Below are 18,487 nucleotides of genomic sequence, written 5' to 3' on the forward strand. Positions count from 1 at the left end.
TTTTATTTTGTTATAGAATGTTTAATATTTTTTACTAAATATGTATTTCCATCTGAATCTACTTCAAATATTTTTCCATAATATGTTGATTTATTTGATTTAGGCTTGTATTTAACTTGCCAAATTCTACAATTATTATTATTATTATGAAAATTTATGATTTTATCATTTCCATCAATAAGTGAATCAGTTTTTACTACATAGGAATTATGGTATAAAAAATCTAAAATTAAGGTGTCATTTTTAGTTGTGTTTTTAATATAAGGTGTATAAGTTATATCGTAAATAGTATTTGATTTTTTATTGATAAATTGTTTATTAAGAGCTATTAAATTTAAAAGTAAATTATTTTTTAAAACATTTTTATCACTTTCTATAATTGAATTTAGTTTGATATTTAATTTTTCATCTTTTGCAATTTTATTTATTTTAAAATTAATCAACTCATATTCAGAATATTTTTTAAACAGATTTATTTCATCAAGAAGATTATTCATCTTTTTAAAAGTTATTGTGTCATAAATATTTGGTAGTTCATAACTTCTTATTTTATGTCGAGCATTGTAAATATTAATTTCTTCTTGCAAGAAAAGGTTATTTTGTTTGATAACTTCTAGGTAATCATTTTCCTTGTTTTTACAACTTACAAGTAAAAGAGTTAATATGAATAATTGATGAAACTTCATAATTCATAATTCATAATTCATAATTCTACTCTTCATTTCCTCATTAAAAGCTTCTGCTTTGATGCTTTGTCTGTCTTCTTGGATTTTTACGTTTACCAAAGTGACTTCGCCTTCTAAAACGGTTTGTTTATTTTGATTAAAAAATTGAAATCCGCAAATTATTGAGGAGGTTTTTAGTTCTTTTACCCAAAGTTTTTTGGTTAAAGTTTCTCCAATTCGTGCAGCATTTTTGAATTGTACTTTCAAATCTACCGTTGGAATTCCATTGGTTTCGTGCATTTTGGAGAAAGGTCTTTCTAATGCTTCTTCAAACCAATCTTCTACTAAATCATTAAGCATTTCGAGAAAACGAGGATAGAACACTATTCCTGCATAGTCGATGTGTTTGAAACGGATTTTTTCTTGTTTTATGAAAGGTTGGTTCATTTGAATAACGATTGAAGATTAACGATTTTAGATTTTTGAGCAAATTAAAATTTCTCACTACTTGCTTTCCTCCAAAAGTACAAAAATTCTTTGGGAACTGTACTTTCAAATAACAAACAACCAGTTTCTAATTCGGGGAATATTTCGGCAAAGGTTTCTACTTTGTTTCTGTCGATTCTTGTGGTGATTACGTCACGAGTTACTTCGTCGGGATGCGATAATCCTGCTGATGCCATTAAATCCATTGCGCTTTTTACGGTTTCGTGTTGGAAACGTGCTACACGAACGCTTTTTTCTTCAGGAACTAAACCTTTCATTAAATCGGGATTTTGTGTTGCAACTCCTGTTGGACAAGTGTTGTTGTGGCATTCGAGCGCTTGAATACAACCCAAAGCAAACATCATTCCGCGAGCAGAATTACATAAATCGGCACCTAATGAAAGTGTACGAACAATATCAAAACCAGTTATAACTTTCCCAGAAGCAATGATTTTGATTTGATCTTTGATTCCGAAACCATTTAATGAATCGTAAACAAAAGCAATTGCATCTCGCAAAGGCATTCCAACGTGATCAGAATATTCTTGTGGTGCCGCACCAGTTCCGCCTTCGCCACCATCGACAGTGATGAAATCTAAATACGTCTTGGTTTCAACCATTGCTTTGCAAATCGATAAAAACTCCGATTTATTTCCGATGCAAATTTTGATTCCAATTGGTTTTCCTTCGGAACCTTTTCGTAATAATTTTACAAAATCCATTAATTCTAAAGGTGTTGTAAAAGCAGAGTGGGTTGGAGGTGACAAAATATCTTGACCTTTTGAAACCAAACGAATTGCTGCAATTTCATCCGTAACTTTTTCTTTTGGTAAGATTCCGCCATGACCAGGTTTTGCGCCTTGTGAAAACTTAATTTCAATCATTTTGACATTGTCTAAAGTAGCTCTTTTTACAAATTCATCGTAATTGAATTTTCCTTCATCGGTGCGGCAACTGAAATAACCTGTTCCGATATTCCACACGACATCACCACCTTGAAGATGATAAGGAGAAAGTCCACCTTCACCAGTATTATGATAAAATCCGCCTTGTTTTGCTCCGTTGTTCAGTGCTAAAATTGCGTTTTTGCTCAATGAACCAAAACTCATTGCGCTAATATTGAACATACTTGCATCATAAGGTTTAGTACATTGCGAAGAACCAATATGAACTTTAGGATTTTCATTTACTTTTGAAAATGGAATGGCGCGAATACTGTGATTAATCCATTCGTAGCCGTCTTCATAAACATCTAATTGCGTTCCAAAAGGCATAGAATCAGATTCTTTTTTGCTTCGTTGGTAAACAATACTTCTTTGCAAACGATTGAATGGTTTTCCTTCTAAATCGGTTTCTACAAAATATTGACGAATTTCTGGACCAAGCCCTTCTAATAAATAACGCATTCTTCCGAGTAAAGGAAAATTTTTACGAATGGTTTTTTTTGATTGATACATATCGTATAATCCCATTAAAATCAATGGAATAAATATCAATAGCATAAAACTAAATTTCCAATTGACGTAAATTAGAATTCCAGTTAAGGAAAGGATGGTGATGCTTATTATTAGGAATGCTTTTCTCATTGTTTTATAACTATGGACTATTTACTAATCACTTTTTACTACTATTTCAACTTAAATCGTTGAATTTTTCCTGTTTCTGTTTTGGGTAATGCTTCTATAAAATTAATTACTCTTGGATATTTATAAGGCGCAGCTACTTCTTTGAACCAATGCTGGATACGGTTTTTCATTGCATCTGTTGCTTTAGATTGATCATTTAGCACAATATGTGCACAAACTAACATTCCACGTTCCTCATCTGGCATTCCGACTACTGCACATTCTAGAATATCTTCGTGTGTTAAAAGTACGGATTCTACTTCAATTGCGGCAATATTGTAGCCAGAAGAAATAATCATATCATCGCCACGAGCTACAAACCAGAAATAGCCTTCTTCATCTTGACGGAAAATATCGCCAGTGATGTTCCAGCCGTTTTCAACATATTCTTTTTGTTTGTCTTCTCTGTTCAAATATTTGCAACCTGTAATTCCTCTAACGGCTAATCTTCCTGCTTCGTTTCTTGGCAATTCGTTTCCTTTTGCATCAATAATTTTGGCTTCATAACCTGTGATGGATAATCCTGTTGCTCCAGGTTTCATGTTTTCTTCATTAGATGAAATAAAAATATGTAGCATTTCTGTTGCTCCAATTCCGTCAATAATTTTCAATCCTGTTGCATCATACCAATCTTGCCAAACCTTTAATGGTAAGGTTTCGCCAGCAGAAACACATTTGCGTAAGCTAGAAATATCAAATTCTTTAACTTTAGTAGTAATAATACGCCAAGCTGTTGGTGCTGTGAAGCAAATGGTGATTTTATGATCTTGAATGGCTTTTAAAAGTAAATCAGGACTTGGTTTCTCGATTAAAAAAGTAGAAGCACCGAAATACATTGGAAATAAAACCAATCCGCCTAAACCAAAGGTAAAACCTAATGGCGGACTTCCTGTAAAAATATCATTTTGAGTTGGTTGCAACGAATATTGCGGAAAGCATTCGCAAATATTCAAAATATCTTTATGATAATGTGAAGTCATTTTGGGCAAACCTGTAGTTCCAGAAGTGAATCCAATTAAAGCCACCGAATCGGATTTTGAATGATAATTATCGAATGTTTTTGGCTTTGATTTCATCAATTCTTCTAATTGAGAATTTCCGTAAAAACAAATTTTCTTTAAAAGATTGGACTTTATCAAATGGATTTCTTCTTCTAATTCTTTATCACAAAATGCATGTGAAATTTCAGCACAATCTATAATTGTTGTCAATTCTTTAGAACGAAGTAGAGGCATAGTGGCAACTACAATTCCACCAGCTTTTAAAACTGCAAACCAACAAGCCACCATCATTGGATTATTAGCCGAACGAATCAATACACGATTACCTGATTTTAATCCTAAATCATCTACTAAAATATGGGCGATTTGATTGGCTTTTTCAAGTAAATCTTGATAAGTCCAAGTTTCTTCAAATGTTCTAATGCATATGTTATTACCTCGACCTTCTTTGATGTGATTGTCTAATAATTTTTCAACACAATTTAGCATCTCGGGATGCTGAAATTGCGGTAAATCAGTAAAAACATAATTAGGTTGCAAGTCTAAACTTGGTAGGTTTATGTGTGCAAAATTATCTTCGTAATGCTTCATAATTTTATATTTCTCGCAAAGACGCGAAGTCACAAAGTTTTGTCTTAATGCTACAAATCTTAATACTATTTCTTATTACTCTTCGGTTTCAAAGCTTTTTTCATTCCTTCGGTTTGTTTTCTTTCTGAAGCTTTTAATGGATATAAATGTGAAATTCCCATTTTGTATTGATTTGGAATGTCATTTGGCTGAAATTGTTCATAAGCTTGTGCGTTTCTCACAAAATTTGCATCCAATAATAATGGTCTTCCTAAAGCTACTAAATCGGCTCTTCCGTTTAAAATTATTGTATTTATTTGATCAATATCTTGAATGTAGCCTGCAGTAATCGTTGGAATATGAACTGTATTTCTTACCGCATCTGAAAAAGGTGTTTGCCACATTCTACCGGTTATTGGTTTCTGATTTGCAACAGTATTTCCTGTCGAAACATTGATAATATCTGCTCCAGCATTTTTAAAAGCAGTTGCAATTGTAATTACATCTTCTTCAGAAATTCCGTTTTCTGCCCAATCAGTTGCTGAAATTCGAACTGACATTGGTTTTTCTTTTGGGAAAACATTTCGCATTTCATTGAAAACTCGTAATGGAAATTTCAATCTGTTTTCGATGCTTCCGCCGAATTCATCAGTTCTGTTGTTAGTTAATGGCGATAGGAAAGAAGCTAATAAAAATCCGTGATGCACTTGTAATTCGATTAAATCAAATTCAGCTTTGTCTGAATTTATGGTTGCTTGAACGAATTGCGAAGTAACCAAATCCATGTCGTCCAAAGTCATTTCTTTTGGAACAATTCCACCTTCATTAAATGGAATTGCAGACGCGGAAAGTAATCCCCAACTTTCTCCAGAAAAACTGTCTTCCCAAGGAATTTTAGAACAACCTTTTCGACCTGAATGTCCTAATTGAATTCCGATTTTAGTTTGCGTATTTTTATGAATAAAATCATTTATTCGTTTCCATTCAACTATTTGATTTTCATTGTAAATACCTGTACAACCTAAAGTAATGCGTCCGGTTCCTGAAACTGCTGTCATTTCCGTTAAAATCAATCCTAATCCACCAATGGCTCTTGAATTATAATGTTGAAAATGCCAATCGTTAACCAATCCGTTTTCTGCCGAATATTGTCCCATTGATGACATTGTAATTCGGTTTTGTAATTCTAGATCTCGAAGTTTAAAAGTTGAAAATGCAGCAGGAATAGGTTGTAGGTTTTGGGTTGTAGGTTCTAGGTTTTTGTTGAACTCTTCTAAAACTTTATCTGTAAATGATTTATCACGTAAACGCAAGTTTTCATAAGTTACTTTTTTAGCGCGTGTCATACACCCGAAAGCAAACTGATAAAAAGGATGTTGATTATGACGATTCATGTTTTCAAACCAATCTAACGATACTAAAGCAGCATACTGAATCATTTCTACAGTATTTCTTCGGGATTTATCATAATGTTGAAAAACTGCTTGTACATCGTTTGGATTAGCTATTAATGCATCAAACAAACCTATAGCAGAATCCATTGCTAATTTTGTTCCCGAACCAATAGAGTAGTGGGCTGTAGCTTTTGAATCACCAAGTAAAACTATATTCTTATAATACCAATTTTCATTAGTTACATGTGGAAATTGACGCCAATGCGATTTGTTAGAAATTAATTGATGACCATCGAGTTCTTCTTTAAAAATTTCAGCAATTTTGGTAATAGTATCTTCTTCGTTAGTAACTTCAAATTGGAATTTTTGCCAAGTCTCGTCTGAACATTCAAATATCCATGTACTCATTCCGGCTTCGTATTGATAGGAATGCGCTACGATTAAACCATGTTCAGTATTTCTGAAAAAATAAGTGAATGCGTCTAATGGTTTTGTTGAGCCCAACCACACAAATCGGTTTTGCTTTAATTCGATTTTGGTTCCAAATTCTGATGCAAATTTTGTTCGTATTTGACTTCCAATTCCATCAGAAGCGATTATAATATCTGCTTCTTCAAATTGACTTAAATCATCTACATTGTGTTCGAAATGCAAATTCACACCTTCTTCTATGCATCTTTGTTGTAATAATTGTAGTAACGTTTTTCTAGAACATCCGCAAAATCCATTTCCTGCTATGTTAACCGTTTGTCCGTCACGAGCAATTATAATATCATCCCAATAGGCAAATTTGCTACGAATGAGTTCATACGATTGCATGTCACGTTTTAGAAATTCTCCCAAAGTTTCATCAGAAAATACTACACCAAAGCCAAAACTGTCGTCCGATTTATTACGTTCGTAAATATCGATTTGGCAAAGAGGCATAGCTTTTTTGGTTAATATTGAAAAGTAAAGTCCGCCAGGACCACCACCAATTACTGCTATTTTCATATTTAAATGGAACGCGGATAAAACGGATGCTATGCAACGCTGATTTCCGCGGATTTTTTTATTTAACTTCTTTTAATTGAGAAAATTTCTCCAATTTTACTATAATTTGAACCTGCTAATCTTGAAACAGGGTTGTAATTTTCCATATTGATTTTGTAATTATCTAAGAGCACATTATCATCATAATGCATCATTACAATTTCACCAACAATCATAGTTGCTCCATTGTTTTCTGGATGAGGCATTGTAAAATTATGAATCATTTTGCACTCAAAAGAAATTTTAGATTCTTTAACTCTTTTAGGCTTTATTAGTTTGCAATCAATAGGAGTAAGACCGGCATGAATGAATTCATCTTCATTAGCTGGTAATTCTGCTGATGTCATATTCATGGCTTCAACAACATCTTCTGTAACCATGTTTAGAACGAATTCATTATTTTGAAGAATGTTGTTTAAAGTGTCTTTATTGTTTCCTTTGTTTTTAGCTGTCGAAAACATAATATGCTTTTCACCAACAATATTAAAATAGGAGAAAGGAGCAAGGTTGTTAATTCCTTTTTGGTCAATTGTTGCAATCCAACCAATAGGCCTTGGAATTATCGAACCTGTAATAAGTTTGTATAAGGATGATGAATCTAAATCTTTGGGATCAAATTGCATTTTGTTGTATTGTTTTTACAAATTAAATGAAATTAATAGGAATATTCTAAAATCGATTGGTAAAAATTATCAACTTTATTAATTTCACATTGAAAGCGTCGATTAAAACATTGAAAAAGTAATTTTTAGCTAAAAATTAGTATAAATGAAATAATTTCCTAATAAAATTGCATACTATATAATTTTATACTAAAAAAAATAGCAAAAATGTTTTTGTATATTTGCTAAATTAGTATATTTATGCAAAATTTATATATATGGAGATTTTAGCATGTCCAAAATGTCAAAGTGACAACATTGTAAAAAGTGGTGTAATCAAAGACAGACAAAGGTTTTTATGTAAAAAATGCAATTATTACTTTACCGTAAATAAACTCGGAAAAAAGATTGATAGTTACTATGTTACTAAGGCTTTACAACTTTATTTGGAAGGTTTAAGTTTTAGAGAAATAGAGCGAATTATCGGTGTTTCTCATGTAACTGTTAGTAATTGGGTTAAGGAATATAAAGTAACTAAGCCTAATCATACCGATTATCATCCTACTTATAAGATATATAACCACTTAGAATTGGTAGAATTTTTAAAAAATAAAGACCAATTAAATGGAGCAGGTATGATTATTACCGAACTTGGTGATAAATTTATGCTAATAAAATGGGAACGTTTCAAGGATTAACTATAGTATTTACATAAATATATATCATAATTTTTTTCATTAACAAAAATTTAGAATTTGGTCATGCAAAAATAAATTACTAACCAAATTTTAAACCTTATGAAAAAAATTATTTTGTTATCATTTGCAGCTTTCTCATTCATTGGAAATGCACAAACGACAACACCAGCAACACCTGCTGCATCAGCAGAAAAAGAATGGGATGTTAGCCTTTATGGTTTTGTTAGAACCGATTATATTTGGGATACTAGAAAATCAGCTCAAGTTAGAGAATACAATTTAAATCTTTATCCGTTAGATGAAGTTCTTGATGCAAATGGGGATGATTTGAACGGAGTTGGAGCTTCAAATTTTTTATCGGTAGTTTCTAGATTAGGAGTTAAAGTAAAAGGACCTAATGTATGGGGTGCAAAAATGTCAGGAACGCTTGAAGGTGATTTCTTTGGTAATACAGAAGCTTCTATTGGACTTTTAAGATTACGACATGCTTATGCTAATATGGAGTGGTCTAAAACGACACTTACTTTAGGACAAACTTGGTATCCAACATTTATTCCGGAAGTTTTTCCAGGTGTTGCAAACTTTAGTACAGGAATCATGTTTAATCCTTTTGGATGGGCATCACAAGTTAGATTAAAACAAAATCTTTCAAAAGAAATTTCATTTGCTTTGACAGCATATAAAGAAAGAGAGTTTACTACACAAACTGCTACAGGAGGAACACAAAATTCTGCTTCATTCAATTCTGCTTTGCCAACATTACACGGACAATTTCAATTTAAAAACAAAAATTGGATTGCTGGTTTAGGAGCTGAATACAAATCATTACAACCTTTAACGGAATCAGCAGGAAAAGCTTCAACAGAAAAAGTAAATAGTACTTCAGTTGTTGGATACTTCAAATATTCAAATGATAAATTTTCAATCAAAGCTTATGGTATTTCTGGTAAAGACATGTACAACTTAGTTATGTTAGGAGGGTTCAATGGTTACACTGCTGCAGGTCAGCAAGAAAAATATGAAGCAACTAAAACAACTTCTTTTTGGTTTGATTTAGCTAGTAACAACAAAAAAACTTCGCCTGGATTATTCTTTGGGTATACAAAAAACGATGGAGCTGATAAAAATGGACTTGCTGCTGGCGAAACTGTGAAATACTATATGAGAGGTATTTCAGGAACTAGAGTAGTTGATAATGTTTGGAGAGCTTCTGCAAGAGTAGATTTTAAACAAAATAAATTCAGAATAACACCAGAAGTTGAATACACAAAAGCTACTTGGGGAGATTTAAAATCAGATGCTAGTGGTGCAGCAGATTTAAACCAAAAAGAAGTAGGAAACTTTAGAGCAATGATTTCTTGTGCTTATACATTCTAAAACATAATCAACTAAAAACTATATAAATATGAGCGATAAAAAAACAACAGGTATTTGGAAAGTAATTTCCGCTTCCTCAATGGGAACAATGATTGAATGGTATGACTTTTACATCTTCGGTAGTTTGGCCGTAGTATTATCTACCAAATTCTTTCCAACTGATAATCCAACAGCTGCCTTCTTGTCAACTTTAGCAACATTTGCTGCTGGTTTCGTAGTACGTCCGTTTGGAGCACTTTTCTTCGGTAGATTAGGTGATTTAATTGGAAGAAAATATACGTTCATGGTAACGTTAATGTTAATGGGTGGAGCGACGTTTGTAATTGGATGTATTCCAAGTTATGAAACTATAGGTTTTGCTGCTCCAATTTTAGTACTAGTTCTTCGTTTACTTCAAGGTTTAGCACTTGGAGGTGAATATGGTGGAGCTGCAACTTATGTAGCAGAACACGCGCCAGCAGGAGAAAAAGGATATTGGACTTCATGGATTCAAACAACAGCAACTGTAGGTTTATTCATTTCGTTAATGGTTATTTTAATTACAAAAGCATCATTATCAAAAGAAGCATTTGACGAATGGGGTTGGAGAGTTCCATTTTGGGTTTCAATTTTAATGGTTTATGTATCCTACTTGATTCGTAAAAACATGCACGAATCTCCAGCTTTCGCTAAAACTAAAGCAGAAGGAAAAACTTCTACTAATCCTTTAAAAGAAAGTTTCGGAAATAAATTCAATTTAAAATTCGTTCTTCTTGCATTATTTGGAGCTACAATGGGACAAGGTGTTGTTTGGTACACTGGACAATTCTATGCAATGAATTTCTTGAAAACGGTTCAAAGTATTGATTCTTCACAAGTTGATATGCTTTTAGGTGTAGCATTAATTATGGGAACTCCATTCTTCGTCGTATTTGGATGGTTAAGTGATAAATGGGGTAGAAAATCGATTATGATGACAGGTATGTTATTAGCGATTTTATTATATCGTCCAATTTATAGAGCGATGTATAATTCAACAGATTTAACTCAGAAAACAGAAATTGTTGCCCAAACAAAAGTAGTTCCTTCAATTAAAGAAGTTGATGCTACAAAAATGGATTCAATTTATACTACAACAAAAGCTTACACTGATGGAACTACAGTTGAAGAAATCAAAACTATCCATTTTGAAGCAGGAAAAGTAATGGTTGACGACAAAGGAAAAGACAAAATTGAAACTAAAGTTACCAAAATGATTAATAGTAGTGATCGTTGGTTCTTAATCTTTATGGTCTTCATTCAAGTAATTTTTGTAACAATGGTTTATGGTCCAATTGCTGCATTCCTTGTAGAAATGTTCCCAGTTAAAATTAGATATACGTCGATGTCATTACCTTATCACGTTGGAAATGGTATCTTTGGAGGATTACTTCCTGCAATTTCAACTTACTTTGTAACGAATGCAAAAGAAGCAGGCGATGTAGAATTTTACCTTGAAGGATTATGGTATCCAATTGGTATTGCCGCAGTTTGTTTCGTTATCGGAATGATCTATATTGACAGAAAAATTAATACTCTTCACGACTAAAATATAAAACTATGAACGCATTAAAAAAATATTTAGGATTAGTTTGGATTGCTCTTGCTGCAGCAGTTGCTTACTTTTCAATTGGAATCTTTGGTTATAAATTAACCACAGGAAAACAAGACGATTTAGTTTTTGGAATTATTGTTTTCTTCATATTATTACCTATGATTGTTACCGGTTTAACCATTTTTGGTTGGTATGCAATCACCGATGAATACGAAGATTAAATAATTTTATTGGTTAGTCTCAGAAGCTCTTATTCACTTAAGGGCTTTTGAGCATTTTAAGAAGTTTATGAGTTTAAAAGTTTAATAAGTTTAAAAGTTTGTGTATTTTCGTAAGATATTGTTTTACATATAAAACTTTGTGACTTGGTGCCTTTGTGGCAAATAGTATGAAAAAAAGACATCAACAAAAATTAGTTATCGTTTCTATAGTCTTGTTAATAGGTTTTAATCTTCCTATTGCATTGCTATTTGATTCTGCACAAAATTTTCTTGGTTTTCCTGTAGTTTACATTTACTTTTTCTCTATTTGGTTGTTTTCAATATTGGTTTCACTTCTAATTGTAAAACGATACAATGAATAGTATAGCGCTTTTAGTAATTCTTTCTGGGTATTTGGCTGTACTTTTTTACATCGCTCATTGGGCTGAAAAAAAAGGTAATAGTAAATGGACGAATAATCCTTATGTTTATACTTTATCATTAGCAGTTTATTGTACCGCTTGGACCTATTACGGAAGTATTGGCGTTGCAGCCGAAAGTGGTTTGAGTTATCTTCCAATATATCTCGGACCAATAATCATCGCACCTTCATGGATATTAATTCTTCGAAAAATTATCCGAATTTCGAGAGTTAATAAAATTTCAAGTATAGCCGATTTTATTTCGCTCCGATATGGTAATAGTAGATTTCTTGGAGCAATTGTAACGATTATCTGTCTCACAGGAATCATTCCTTACATTTCATTACAACTTAAAGCTATTTCAGAAACTTTTCATGTAGTAACCAACACGCCAACAAGTAAATACATTTTTGATGACACTACAACACTTGTAGCAGTTGCATTAGCACTTTTTGCTTCCTATTACGGAACTCGATATGTCGATGCTTCCGAAAAACGAAAAGGAATTGTTACTGCTGTTGCAATGGAGAGTGTTTTAAAATTAGTATTCTTTGTAATCATTGGTGTTTATGTTACCTTTTTTGTCTTTGATGGTTTTGATGATATTTACCAAAAAGCAAGTTTATTAGAACATTTTAAAGAAAAAAATACCATTGGAGGTTTGCCTCAAGCAATCAATTGGTTTTTACTTTGCGTACTTTCTATGTTTGCTATTTTTCTTTTACCAAGGCAATTTCAGGTATCAGTAATTGAAAACAATCGCGAAAATCATATCAATACTGCCGTTTGGTTATTTCCATTGTATCTTTTATTGTTTAATATTTTTGTGTATCCAATTGCTTGGGGTGGAAATATTTTGTTTGATGGAAAAAATGTAAATTCAGATACTTATTCGTTGTTAATTCCGCAATTGTTTGATGAAAAGACATTAACTGTAATGGTATTTCTTGGTGGATTTTCTGCAGCAATTTCAATGATTGTTGTTTCATCTATCGGACTTTCAACCATGATTACCAATAACATTTTAATTCCTTACAACTTGTTAGGAAAACTAAAAAGTGAAGATTCCGTAAGTAGTAAAAGCATTTTAAATAGTAGAAAAATAGGAATCTTTTCATTAATCATCTTGTCCTATTTTATCTATAGATTTTTCGGATTAGATTATAATTTAGTTTCTATCGGATTGGTTGCGTTTGTTATTATTTCGCAATTAGCACCAGCTTTTTTCGGAGCTTTATTTTGGAGAAGAGGTTCGCGATTAGGAGCTGTATACAGTATTTTGGTAGGTTTTGCTATTTGCATTTATACCTTACTAATTCCTTACGCCATTGGAATTTCGAATAGTTCAAGTAATTTTATTTCTGAAGGTTTTATGGGATTTCATTTGCTAAAACCATTTCAACTTTTTGGATTGGATTATTTACAACCAGTGCCACATGCGTTATTTTGGAGTTTGTTGTTTAATTCGGTTACATATTTCGCAGTTTCTGTAAGTTTTAAAGGAAATTATCGTGAACGTAATTATGCCGAAATGTTTGTTGATATAAACAAATACATCACGAATCACGAAGACGCATTTATTTGGAAAGGAACGGCTTACAGAAATGATATTGAAAAAGTATTGATTCGTTTTCTTGGTGAAGAACGTACTAAACGTGCCATGAATATTTTCAATGTAAAATATAATGTTGATAAAAATATTGAACTTGCTGATGCCAGATTAATCAAATTTGCCGAAAATCTTCTTACAGGTCATATCGGAACGGCTTCGGCTAGAATATTGATTTCTAGTGTGGTAAAAGAAGAAAAAATCACCTTACCTGAAGTTTTAAAAATATTAGAAGAATCAAAAGAAAACATTATAATTAATAAAAAGTTGACTGAAACCTCTAACGAATTAAAAGAAATTACAGCCAAATTGCAGAATGCCAATGAATCGTTAATGATTAAAGACAAGCAAAAAGATGAGTTTTTAGATACGGTAACTCACGAACTTCGTACACCAATTACTGCAATTCGTGCTGCCAGTGAAATTTTGCATGATGATGACGAAATTCCTGAAGATTTGAAAAAACAATTTCTTCAAAATATCATTTCTGAATCAGATAGACTGAATCGTTTGATTGATAAAATTTTGGATTTAGAAAAGTTTGAAACTGGAAAACAGACCATCAATCCAAGTAAAAATAATTTGGTGGAAACTGTTGAAAAATCTATCGAACCCTTACAACAACTTATTAGAAATAAAAAAATTACAATTCATATTGAAAGTAAAGATAAAATCAATGCTTACTACGATGAAGATAGAATTGTACAAGTTGTAACTAATTTATTATCAAATGCTATTAAATTTTGTCCAGATAGCGAAGGATTAATTACGATTCAAATTATTGAAAAAGATAATTTTATTCATACTTTCGTACATGATAACGGAAAAGGGATAAACCCTAATGATTTTGAAGCCATATTTGAAAAATTCTATCAATCTACCAATCAAAATATTAAAAAACCTGTTGGTAGCGGATTAGGATTAGCTATTTGCAAACAAATAATTGACCATCACAAAGGTAAAATTTGGGCACAACCAAGTATAAAAGGTGCTTGTATCGTGTTTACTTTGCCGAAAAATAAGAATATAGAATTATAAAAATGAAAAAGATTTTAATAGTCGACGACGAACCTAACATAGTAATGTCACTTGAATATACTTTCAAAAAAAATAATTTTGAAGTATTTATAGCACGTGATGGACAAGAAGCTTTGGATATTGTGAAAACCAATTATCCAGATATGATAATCCTTGACGTTATGATGCCTATGGTTGACGGTTATGCTACCATTGAGCAAATTAGAAAAGATGACAACTTAAAACACACCAAAGTAATTTTTCTTTCTGCTAAAAATAAAGAAAGTGACATTGAAAAAGGAATGGCTCTTGGTGCTGATGCCTACCTAACAAAACCATTTTCAATTAAAAAAGTGGTAGATCAAGTGATGGAGTTACTTTCTAAATAATAGCGTTTTTTATTCTACTCTAAATAAATTGTTTGTAAAAAAAATGTAAATCTTTATTAAATACGTTTTTAATAAACCAAAAACTAAATACTTTTGGGATATGAAACAAAAGCATATTTATACATTATTTTTATTAGTCTTAGCCATTTTTATAATTCCGTTTAGTTGTTCTCATCTAACAGAATCTGCAATAGATGATCCAAAAAATGAAATACTATTAAGAAAAATAGGGCATGAGGTTTTGATTAGTTCCAATGATAAAACTTCCAAAGTACTACCTATAAAAGTAATTTCAAAAAATGAATTTCAAATTAGCTTTGAAAATAAGTTTGCTTTTGCTCCAGATTCTCTTATAAACATTGTTAAAAATAACATTTCAAAAAGTACTTTTCCAAAAGAATATTCTGTCTCAGTTCAGAAATGTTCCAACGAAGCTATAGTTTATGGTTTTCATATTGATGCTGATTCAAGTAAAAATGTTATTGCATGCGTTGGAAGAAGAATGCCACTTGATTGTTATGTTATAACTTTAAAATTTGTTTCAAAAACCAATATTTTATTTACTAAATATTCCTTTTTTGTTATTTTGTTTTTAGCAGTTTCACTTTTCTTTTTGATAAGATTTAGAAATACAAAAAGTAAAAAAGAAACTATTATTGCTGACGATGAAACCAATATAACAATAGGAAAATATAGTTTTTACTTCCAAAAAAATCAACTTCAATTTGAAAACGAACAAATTTCATTGACTCCCAAAGAATCTAAATTATTGCATATTCTCTCATTATCGCCCAATGAAATTATTGATAGAAACACTTTGCAAAAGGAAATTTGGGAAAACGAAGGTGTAATAGTTACTAGAAGTTTAGATATGTTTATTTCAAAACTTAGAAAAAAATTAGATAAAGATTCCTCAATAAATATCGTAAACATTCATGGTGTTGGTTATAAATTAGAAATTAAGAATTAATTTTTAGTTTGAATAGAGGATTACGCAAACGATTTCGTATATACCTATTTAGCAAGAATATTTTAACTCGTATTGATTAATTATTTACATTTACTTATGTAATTAAAACAACCGCAAACCAATCAATACTAATGAATTACCAAGAATTTTACAACCAAAGTATTCAATCTCCTGAAGCATTTTGGAAAGAGCAAGCAGACCAAATCGAGTGGTATACAAAACCATCTACCATTTTATCAAAAGATGAAAACGATTATCCATTATGGTTTAAAGATGGAGAGTTAAATATGTGTTATTTAGCTTTAGATAAGCACATTCAAGATGGTTTCGGAGATCAAACGGCAATCATCTACGATTCGCCAGTAACTCAAAATGTAAAGCGATATACTTATAACGAAGTCAAATCGGAAGTAGCTAAACTAGCTGGCGGTATGATTTCTTTAGGATTGAAAAAAGGTGACACGGCTGTAATTTACATGCCAATGATTCCTCAAGCAGCTTTTGCCATGTTGGCTTGCGCTAGAATAGGAGTAACGCATTCTGTGGTTTTTGGAGGTTTTGCACCACACGAATTAGCCATAAGAATCGACGATTGCAAACCAAGATTAATAATCACAGCCTCTTCAGGAATTGAAATAGACCGATTGATTGCTTACAAACCTTTAGTGGACGAAGCCATAGAATTAGCAGAACACAAACCAAAAAAAGTCATCGTTTTCAATAGAAAATTAGGCGCAAGAATTCCTTTCAAAAAGTATGATGTTGATTATGATGCACTAGTTTATGGCTCAGAAGAAGCTCCTTGTGTTCCTGTAAATGCAACACATCCATTGTACGTTTTATATACTTCTGGAACTACAGGAAAACCAAAAGGAATTGTCAGAGATACTGGAGGTTATGCTACGGCACTTAAATTTTCAATGCAATACATTTATGGAGCCAAACAAGACGAAGTTTTTTGGGCTGCATCCGATGTGGGTTGGGTAGTTGGACACAGTTATATCGTTTACGGACCATTGATTAATAGAAATACAACAGTAATATTTGAAGGAAAACCTATTAGAACTCCAGATGCAAGTACATTTTGGAGAGTGATTGCTGAACATAAAGTTAGTATTATGTTTACTGCTCCAACAGCCATTCGTGCCATCAAGAAAGAAGATCCAAATGGTGAATTTATCAAACAATATGATTTGTCTTGCTTGCGAACCCAATTCTTAGCAGGTGAACGTTGCGATGTAGCCACTTTAGAATGGTATCGCGAACACATTCCAGTTCCTGCAATTGATCATTGGTGGCAAACAGAATCAGGTTGGCCAATGATTGCAAACATGATGGGAGTTGAATATTTACCAATAAAACCAGGTTCTGCAGGAAAAGCCGTTACAGGTTACGACATCAGAATATTTGGTGAAAACGGACAAGAATTAGGCCCAAATGAAGAAGGTTATGTAGTTATCAAATTACCATTGCCACCAGGAACCATGTTGGATTTATGGAAAGATAACGAGCGTTTCAAAGCAGGTTATTTGAATAAATTTCCAGGTTATTATTTCTCAGGCGATGGAGGATTTAAAGACGATGAAAATTATATTTTCATTACAGGTAGAGTAGATGACGTTATCAATGTAGCAGGACACAGATTATCAACAGCCGAAATGGAAGAAATAGTTTCCTCACATCATTCGGTTGCAGAATGCGCCGTTATTGGAATTAATGACGAATTGAAAGGTCAAGTTCCATTAGCATTAGTTGTAAATAAATCAGGTGAAGATATTGAGCATTTCCAATTGCAACACGAAGTGGTTCATTTGGTTAGAGATCAAATTGGTGCCGTTGCATCATTACGAGATGTTGTAATTGTTCAACGATTACCTAAAACACGTTCTGGTAAAATCTTAAGAAAATTATTAAGAAGCATTGCTGATGGAGAAAACTTCCAAATTCCTTCAACTATTGACGATGAAGCTATCATTGACGAAGTAAGAGAAGAATTTGAAAAAGCTAAAATAGGTTCGTTTAGATAAATATCTAATGACATTAAATTTAAAGCAACTGTATAGATTACTATTTATATGGTTGCTTTTTTTATATTGCATAAAAATTGATGACTAATCAATTAGATTTATATTTTTAATGAATAAAATTAAATTTAGAAAATAAAAAGCATGACCGAAAAAGAACTTTTGAATCTTGTTGTAGAAAGAGATTATGAAGCTGTTGAAGTTGCATTAAAAAACGGTTTTGATGTAAATAAATTATTAAACAACGATACAACTGGTATTGAATGGGCATCTTACACAGACGATATTCAAATGATGGAAATCTTTTGGAAACATGGAGCCAAATCAGAAAACGAATACGTACAAGATTTTATAAAAGAATTTGAAAAAGGAAAAACCCATTTAGATTTTCAAGAAGTGGAGGAAAATAAAGAAGATTATCTAAATCTTACTGAAAATTTTTCAATTACTAAATTTGAATTTTTAGAAGGAAGTATTCAAGAATTTGAAGATAATTTTTTCACAATATTTCTTCCAATTTCTAAATTCGTTCTTGATGATGAAATTATTGAAACTTCAATAAGATTAGACGGAATTCAATTGAAAGAATCATTAAGTTCATGTATTGGAAAAACTATCAAATTTCCAATAAATCCTGTTGAAGGATATATTGATGGTTCTATTTATTTGAGAAATTGTCACAATCCTGTTGATGTTACTGAAATAAATTTTCTCAAACTAGAAAGCCAAAAACTAACATTAGAAATGAAAATGAATTTTGATTTTGAATATGAAAGTATCGGTTTTAACAACGAACTATCAATAAAAGAATTTCATTTAGAAATCTATTAAAC

16 protein-coding genes are annotated in these 18,487 nt (G+C 31.7%); 10 read left to right on the forward strand and 6 right to left on the reverse strand.

Annotation, left to right across the window (positions count from 1 at the left end):
- Positions 1-2: 2 nt before the first annotated feature.
- The 6 genes from ACYU7A_RS12725 to ACYU7A_RS12750 form a co-directional block, all read right to left on the reverse strand.
- The gene (locus ACYU7A_RS12725; RefSeq protein ID WP_460577109.1) at positions 3-686 is read right to left on the reverse strand and encodes a hypothetical protein; all 684 of its coding nucleotides are present in this window, start codon (positions 684-686) and stop codon (positions 3-5) included.
- 3 nt (positions 687-689) lie between these two features.
- A complete protein-coding gene (locus ACYU7A_RS12730) occupies positions 690-1,112 on the reverse strand; it encodes an acyl-CoA thioesterase (protein ID WP_460577111.1) in 423 nt (140 codons plus the stop codon).
- Positions 1,113-1,156: 44 nt separating this feature from the next.
- Positions 1,157-2,737, reverse strand: a complete 1,581-nt coding sequence (locus ACYU7A_RS12735) for an FMN-binding glutamate synthase family protein (protein ID WP_460577113.1) — start codon at positions 2,735-2,737, stop codon at positions 1,157-1,159.
- Between the two features lie 41 nt (positions 2,738-2,778).
- Positions 2,779-4,368, reverse strand: a complete 1,590-nt coding sequence (locus tag ACYU7A_RS12740; protein ID WP_460577115.1) for an AMP-binding protein — start codon at positions 4,366-4,368, stop codon at positions 2,779-2,781.
- 65 nt (positions 4,369-4,433) lie between these two features.
- On the reverse strand, positions 4,434-6,734 hold the full coding sequence (locus tag ACYU7A_RS12745; RefSeq protein WP_460577117.1) for an oxidoreductase: 2,301 nt from the start codon (positions 6,732-6,734) through the stop codon (positions 4,434-4,436).
- Positions 6,735-6,796: 62 nt separating this feature from the next.
- A complete protein-coding gene (locus ACYU7A_RS12750; RefSeq protein WP_460577119.1) occupies positions 6,797-7,396 on the reverse strand; it encodes a flavin reductase family protein in 600 nt (199 codons plus the stop codon).
- A 257-nt stretch (positions 7,397-7,653) separates the two neighbouring features.
- On the opposite strand from ACYU7A_RS12750, the gene ACYU7A_RS12755 reads away from it, so the two are divergent.
- From ACYU7A_RS12755 to ACYU7A_RS12800, 10 genes are all read left to right on the forward strand, one after another.
- Entirely contained in the window at positions 7,654-8,073 is a 420-nt protein-coding gene (locus ACYU7A_RS12755) for an IS1/IS1595 family N-terminal zinc-binding domain-containing protein (protein ID WP_460577121.1), read from the forward strand.
- A gap of 99 nt (positions 8,074-8,172) precedes the next feature.
- Positions 8,173-9,450 (forward strand): hypothetical protein, encoded by a 1,278-nt coding sequence (locus ACYU7A_RS12760; RefSeq protein ID WP_460577123.1) that lies wholly within the window; start codon positions 8,173-8,175, stop codon positions 9,448-9,450.
- A gap of 28 nt (positions 9,451-9,478) precedes the next feature.
- Positions 9,479-11,017: an MFS transporter gene (locus ACYU7A_RS12765; protein ID WP_460577125.1), complete on the forward strand. Its 1,539-nt coding sequence runs from the start codon at positions 9,479-9,481 to the stop codon at positions 11,015-11,017.
- Between the two features lie 11 nt (positions 11,018-11,028).
- Complete coding sequence (locus ACYU7A_RS12770; RefSeq protein WP_396145471.1) at positions 11,029-11,244, forward strand: DUF6814 family protein; 216 nt, start codon at positions 11,029-11,031, stop codon at positions 11,242-11,244.
- Between the two features lie 167 nt (positions 11,245-11,411).
- Positions 11,412-11,606 carry a hypothetical protein gene (locus ACYU7A_RS12775; protein ID WP_298303928.1) on the forward strand — a complete coding sequence of 65 codons (195 nt, stop codon included), beginning with the start codon at positions 11,412-11,414 and terminating at the stop codon, positions 11,604-11,606.
- On the forward strand, positions 11,599-14,292 hold the full coding sequence (locus tag ACYU7A_RS12780; protein ID WP_460577127.1) for an ATP-binding protein: 2,694 nt from the start codon (positions 11,599-11,601) through the stop codon (positions 14,290-14,292). The genes ACYU7A_RS12775 and ACYU7A_RS12780 overlap by 8 nt, the downstream gene beginning before the upstream one ends.
- A gap of 2 nt (positions 14,293-14,294) precedes the next feature.
- Entirely contained in the window at positions 14,295-14,660 is a 366-nt protein-coding gene (locus tag ACYU7A_RS12785; RefSeq protein ID WP_344816336.1) for a response regulator transcription factor, read from the forward strand.
- 100 nt (positions 14,661-14,760) lie between these two features.
- On the forward strand, positions 14,761-15,630 hold the full coding sequence (locus ACYU7A_RS12790; RefSeq protein ID WP_460577129.1) for a winged helix-turn-helix domain-containing protein: 870 nt from the start codon (positions 14,761-14,763) through the stop codon (positions 15,628-15,630).
- A 131-nt stretch (positions 15,631-15,761) separates the two neighbouring features.
- On the forward strand, positions 15,762-17,657 hold the full coding sequence (locus ACYU7A_RS12795) for a propionyl-CoA synthetase (RefSeq protein WP_460577131.1): 1,896 nt from the start codon (positions 15,762-15,764) through the stop codon (positions 17,655-17,657).
- A 141-nt stretch (positions 17,658-17,798) separates the two neighbouring features.
- Complete coding sequence (locus tag ACYU7A_RS12800; RefSeq protein WP_460577133.1) at positions 17,799-18,485, forward strand: hypothetical protein; 687 nt, start codon at positions 17,799-17,801, stop codon at positions 18,483-18,485.
- The last annotated feature ends 2 nt before the right edge of the window (positions 18,486-18,487 follow it).

This window comes from Flavobacterium koreense, assembly GCF_054776075.1.